Genomic DNA, 4,104 nt, shown 5'->3' with positions numbered 1-4,104 from the left:
GCTCCTTGCTTTCCAGGTCTGTCAGGATCACCAGCTGGGCCAGGGAAAGACCTTTGCTTCCGGCAATCTCCAGCTGCACCTGGATAAGCTCTTCGGCCCTGGCCCGGGCCAGTCTTTCCAGAGTCTGTACCTGGTTAGAAAACCTTTTTACCTTGCCCGCCAGTGGATTTATTATCCCGGCCCCGGCAATGGTCCGCAGGGGGGAGTATGAGCGGATGACGCAGCGATCTCCGTAAACACCGGCCATGGGGTCCTCGAAACGCACCTGGCAGACGCACCTTTCCCCGGGCTCCAGCTTGTCCCGGTCCAGGAGATAGATCCTGGCCAGGACTTCCTTGGCCCCGTGATGAAAATGCACCTGGGTACGGTGCTTAAGGGGCCTGGGGGCGGATTCTAAGTGGGTAAGCTCCAGGTCCCAGGCCCTGGAGGGAAAAAGGGTGCCTGGTTTGCCCAGAACAAAACCGCGTTCCAGGTCCTCCACCTCCAGTCCGTGCAGGTTGACCGCGGTGCGCATCCCGGCCTGGCTCTCCTGGGTCTGCTCCCCGTGCACCTGCAGGGAGCGAACCTTGGAGGTTATCTCCTGGGGATAGACCATGATCTCGTCACCAACCTGCACCCGGCCGGAGACAGTAGTCCCGGTGATAACTGTACCATGTCCGCGCATGGTGAAAATCCTGTCCATGGGCAGACGGAAAAGATCCGAGCGGCGATGCGGCTTGAACTCCCCGGCCATCTGCCGGATATGCCCCAGAAGCTCCTGGATGCCTTGGCCGGTATGCGCAGAAACCGGGACCACAGGAGCATCCTTTAGAAAAGTGTCCTGCAGGTAGTCGGACACATCCTCCTGCACCAGCTCCAGCCACTCGGGATCAGCCATGTCGGTCTTGGTCAGGGCCACCAGTCCGGTCTCCACCCCCAGCAGGGTGCATACATCCAGATGCTCCCGTGTCTGGGGCATGACCCCTTCGTCCGCCGCGATTACCAGCAAAACAAAATCTATGCCCGAGGCCCCGGAAACCATGTTCTTGACAAAACGCTCATGCCCGGGGACATCGATTATCCCCAGGCGCATTCCCGGCTCCAGGTCCATGAAGGCAAAACCCAGCTCAATGGTAATGCCGCGTTTTTTTTCCTCCACCAGCCGGTCGCATTCCATGCCGGACAGGGCCTTGACGAGTGTGGTCTTGCCGTGATCTATATGCCCGGCCGTACCCATTATGACAGGCATTTTAACTCCTGTAAGAGGTTGGTTTAGTTGTTCCCGGCCTTGAAAAACTCCGAATAGGCCAGATAAGCCGCGTAGACATCGGCCTTGCTCACGATCTCAAAAGGGCTGTGCATCCCCAGAACCCCTGGGCCGAAATCTATAATATCCATGCCGTATACCGCCAGGAACTTGGCCACTGTGCCGCCTCCGCCCAGGTCCACCTTGCCGGTTTCAGCCATCTGCCAGGGTACCCCTGCCCTGTTGAGAATTGCCCGCAGCCAGCCGATGTATTCGGCGTGGGCATCATTGGCCCCCACCTTGCCCCTGTGTCCGGTGAATTTACAAAAGACAGGACCGTGGCCTATGAGGGAGGCATTAAGCTTTTCATGCACATCCTGATAATCCGGGTCCATGGCCGCGTGCACATCAGCGGATACTGCCCGGGTGGCTGCAAACATGGTCCTGGGACGGGTCGCAGGCTCCCAGTTCTCTATGAGTTCTTCCAGGCAGTACTGCATGAACAGGGACCTGGCGCTGCTGGAGCCTTCTGAGCCGATCTCCTCCTTGTCCCAGAAAATGGCCACCCGGGTATACTGGGGCTCATCCTTCTGCAAAAAGGCCTCCATGCCGGTGAAGACGCACACCCGGTCATCATGACCATATCCGCCGATAAGCCCCTGGTCCAGGCCCACGAACCTGGCCGGTCCTGCCGGAACCGCCTGCAGTTCCGCACTGTAGAGATCCTCCTCCACAATACCGAACTTCTGGTTCAAAAGGTGCAGGACGTTTTTTTTGACCGCCTTTTTTTCCGCCTCTTCCCCGGAGTCTTTTGTGTCCCGGGAATAAGGCATATGACCCAGGACGACGTTCAGCTTCTCAGCCTCAAAGGCCTGGGACAGCTTCTTTTCAATCTGTTTCTGGGCCAGATGCGGCAGCAGGTCGGACACGGTGAACACCGGATCACTTTCTTTCTCCCCGATATTGACGTCTATCCTGGTGCCGTCGGTCTTGATTATCACCCCGTGCAGGGCCAGGGGCCTGGCCAGCCACTGGTGCTTGCGAATGCCTCCGTAGTAATGGGTCTTGGCCAGGCTCACCTGGCACTCCTCGTAAACCGGTCTCTGCTTGAGATCCAGGCGCGGGGTATCAGCATGCGCCCCCAGCAGGCGCACTCCCTGGGCCAGGGGCTGCTTTCCCTTCCAGGCCAGAAAGATACTCTTGCCCTTGTGCACCTTGAAAACCTTATCCGAACTCCAGTCCTCTGAAAAACCGCTTTCCACGGCCCTGGAACGCACCCACTCCACGGTTTCGCGCTCTGTCTTGCACCGGCTCAGAAACTCCACGTACCTTCGGGCCATTTTGTCCATGGCCCCCCTGTGTTTCTTGCTCTTGTATACTTCCCAGCAGTTCCTGGTCTTGAACTCCATATATTCCCCTGTATTATCAGTTAATTGTCTTTACTCTCAAAGGATATCCTTGAGCACCGAAACCACCATCCCCATTTCAGAATCGTCAATGGTTCTGGGATCCAGGCAGAAAAAATCTTCTTCAACCCGCCCCACCAGCGGGGGGTCGGTATTTAAAAGCCTGTTTCTCATGTCCTGGCAGCTCAATCCGGCAACCTTGATGCCCACAAGTGTTGTGGGCAGATCCTGCTCCGGAAAGGCCCCGCCCCCCACTCTGGACTGGGCCGGAAAAACTGCAAGTTCCATGTCCGCCTTGATATTTCTTCGGATGCGGTTTTTAAGCCTGCGGGCCTTTTGCAGCAGATCCTTTTCCCCGGCGGTTATCATGCGCAGGGTGGGGATTTTGCTTCTAGCCAGGTCCGGGTCCAAATACATCCTGAGAGTCGACTCCAGGGCGGCCAGGGTCATCTTGTCTATGCGCAGGGCCCGGTTCATGGGATTTTTCTTGATGGGATCTATATATTTTTTTTCCCCCAGGATAATTCCGGCCTGGGGGCCGCCCAGAAGCTTGTCCCCACTGAAGGAGACCACCGAGACCCCGTCGCGGATTACCTGCTGCACAGTGGGCTCAGGCATGAAGTTATAACCGTGGGCCTGAAAGTCAAAAAAATTGCCGCTGCCCATGTCCTCGATGACCGGCAGATCATGCTCCCGGCCCAGCTGAACCAGCTCTTTCAGGGGGACTTCCTTGTAGAACCCGATGATGCGGTAATTGGAGGTGTGCACTTTCATGAGAGCCCCGGTTTCGGGTCCGATGGCCTGGCGGTAGTCCTTTAAGTGAGTACGGTTGGTGGCCCCCACCTCCCTTAAATGCGCGCCGGACTTGGCCATGACCTCCGGGATACGAAATGACCCGCCTATCTCCACCAGCTGGCTCCTGGAAACCACCACTTCCCTGCCCCTGGCCAGGGTGTCCAGCACCAGCAGGACTGCGGCAGCGTTGTTGTTCACCACCAGACCGGCCTCGGCTCCGGAAATGCGGCAGAGCAGGTCTTCGACGTGGGAATACCGGCTGCCCCTCTGGCCGGTATCCAGGGAAAATTCCAGGTTGGAGTAGTGCCTGCATGCCTCGCTCACTGAGGCAGCAGCCTCGTGGGTGAGAATGGAGCGGCCCAGGTTGGTATGGATAACCACCCCGGTGGCGTTTATGACCCGCCGGAAATGCGGCCTGGAATGAGCCCTGAGGTAGGCCAGCAACCTTGGCTGCAGTACTTGGGCTTCCAGGTCGCTCTCCCGGGCTATGACCCCGGAGCGTATCTCCTCGCGGCACAGGTCCAGAAAGTCATTTACCAGGTCCCGGAGCATATTCCGGGGCAGCCCGGCCAGATCAGGGTCCTGGACCGCTCCGGCCAGGACCGAGTCCACCGAAGGCAGACTGCGATAAAGCGTAGACAAATTTTCCTCCTGCTATCTGGTTGTGTCTGACGGGTC

General features: G+C 58.0%; 3 protein-coding genes. All 3 read right to left on the bottom strand.

Annotated elements, in window-relative coordinates:
* Nucleotides 1-1,228: selenocysteine-specific translation elongation factor (selB, locus tag QZP87_RS03220; protein WP_291321474.1), on the bottom strand; the 1,228-nt coding region annotated here is incomplete at its 3' end.
* A gap of 23 nt (nt 1,229-1,251) precedes the next feature.
* A complete protein-coding gene (locus QZP87_RS03215; protein ID WP_291321473.1) occupies nt 1,252-2,634 on the bottom strand; it encodes an aminopeptidase in 1,383 nt (460 codons plus the stop codon).
* Between the two features lie 36 nt (nt 2,635-2,670).
* The gene (selA, locus tag QZP87_RS03210; protein WP_291321472.1) at nt 2,671-4,068 is read right to left on the bottom strand and encodes an L-seryl-tRNA(Sec) selenium transferase; all 1,398 of its coding nucleotides are present in this window, start codon (nt 4,066-4,068) and stop codon (nt 2,671-2,673) included.
* Nucleotides 4,069-4,104 lie beyond the last annotated feature (36 nt).

Origin of the sequence: Desulfonatronospira sp. (assembly GCA_003563255.1) — a bacterium.
Taxonomy (GTDB): Bacteria; Desulfobacterota; Desulfovibrionia; order Desulfovibrionales; family Desulfonatronovibrionaceae; genus Desulfonatronospira.
The sequence above is the reverse complement of the archived record's forward strand: the minus strand, read 5'-3'. Positions and strand labels throughout refer to the sequence as shown.